Origin of the sequence: Streptomyces sp. MB09-01 (genome assembly GCF_033794505.1) — a bacterium.
GTDB lineage: Bacteria > Actinomycetota > Actinomycetes > Streptomycetales > Streptomycetaceae > Streptomyces.
Window position 1 is genome coordinate 1 of the sequence record NZ_JARAYQ010000538.1, and the last position, 1,553, is coordinate 1,553.

General features: G+C 74.0%; 2 protein-coding genes. Both read right to left on the bottom strand.

What is annotated here, in order from left to right; all coding sequences use genetic code 11:
* On the bottom strand, positions 1-1,250 hold a 1,250-nt coding region (locus tag PV721_RS43275; protein WP_319734343.1), incomplete at its 3' end, for a helix-turn-helix transcriptional regulator.
* 116 nt (positions 1,251-1,366) lie between these two features.
* A partial coding sequence (locus PV721_RS43280) for a hypothetical protein (RefSeq protein ID WP_319734345.1) occupies positions 1,367-1,553 on the bottom strand: 187 nt, incomplete at its 5' end.

Here is a 1,553-nt window from a genome sequence, read left to right on the forward strand (position 1 = left end):
CCGCTGAGCCGCCCCGCCCGCCCCGCCTGACCGTCCTGACCGGCCTGTCCCGCCTGGGTCAGTGCGTCGGCCAGCACCCGCCAGATCTCGGCCGCGAGGTCGATGTTCGCGTCCGCCTGAGCCTGCTGCGCCAGCTCGCGCAGGCCCTTTATCCCGCAGGGGTCGCCACCGAGGATCAGCAGCTGATGACGCAGGATCTCCAGCCGTACCCGGCCGCGGTAGGTCATCCTCGACTCGTCGCCGCCCAGCGCGGCGAGCAGGGCGCGCGCGTCGTCGTACCGGCCGGTGGCGAAGGCCAGGTCGGCCTGGAGCGCGGTCAGGTCCTGCCGCAGGGCCGGTGTGCCCACGAAGGCGAGAGCGGCCTCGGCCTCGGCGGCGCGGCGCTGCGCCTGCTCCGGATCGGCGGGCAGCTTCTGCAGGTGCAGCCGCGCCGTGGCCAGCCGCAGCCGGGTCCACAGGACCAGGTCCTCCTGGCTGCCGAACCGGTCGAGGGCATCGTCCAGGCAGGCCTGTGCACCCGGGTAGTCGCCCTGGCGCATCCGGACGGCGGCGGCCGTCCACATGGCCTCGGCCCACAGCGCGTCGCAGCGGCCCTCGACGAGGACGGTCAGCTCGTCGGCGTGCACCCGCGCCTCGCCGATCCGGCCGGCCTCGGCCTGCACGGACACGAGCGCCAGCAGGGCGGTGGCCCGGTCCTCCATGCCCAACTCCTCGCGCAGCGCGATCCGGTGGGCCTCGACGGCGGCCTCCAGGGCCGGGTTGATCTCACCGACGGACCGCAGGCAGCGGGCGAGGCGGGTCAGGCCCCGTACGCGCAGCTCCCACACGCCCACTTCCTCACCGAGCCCGACCAGCCGGGTGAGCCGCTCCAGTTCCAGCGCGTGGTCGCCCTGGACGCGGGCGGCCCCGGCGAGCAGCCACAGCGCCTGCCAGCGCAGTACCGCACTCTCGTGGCCCTCGGCGGTCAGCGCCTGGCGCAGGGCCTCGACGGCGTCGGGGGAGCCGGTGGACGACGCGAGGGTGAGCGCATGGGCCAGCGAGCCGGTGGCCGGCTCCTCGAAGTCGGCCGCTTCCAGGCCCAGTCGGCCGGCCAGGTATCCCACGGCCCGCTCGGTCGGCTGGCGTGCGCCCGACTCCAGACGGGAGAGGTAGCCGGTGGACATCCCCTCGCCGGCCAGCGCCGTCTGGGACAGGCCCTGGGCCATCCGGAGCTTTCTCAGGCGGTGTCCGAACGCGGGCTGTCGCAGCATGAGCATCCCTGAGGTCGCGGGCAAGAAATCTGTCGGGAACCGCCAACGAGCGTAGGACGCCCGGCAATACGCGGGCAAACCTTTGCCACGGGTTCGCGACGGCCCTCAGGCGCACGTCATGCGTTCCTCGAGCGTTCCTCGATCCGATCGAGGCAGACTCTCCAGAACCCGGCCCCGGCACCCGGCCGGAACCCCGCTCTTCCCGTATCCAGCGCCTTGGAGTCGACGATGAGGCCATCGGTGTGCGCATCCCGCGCGTCCTGGACGCCCGCAGCCCACACCACACCCGCGGCCCCCGCCCCC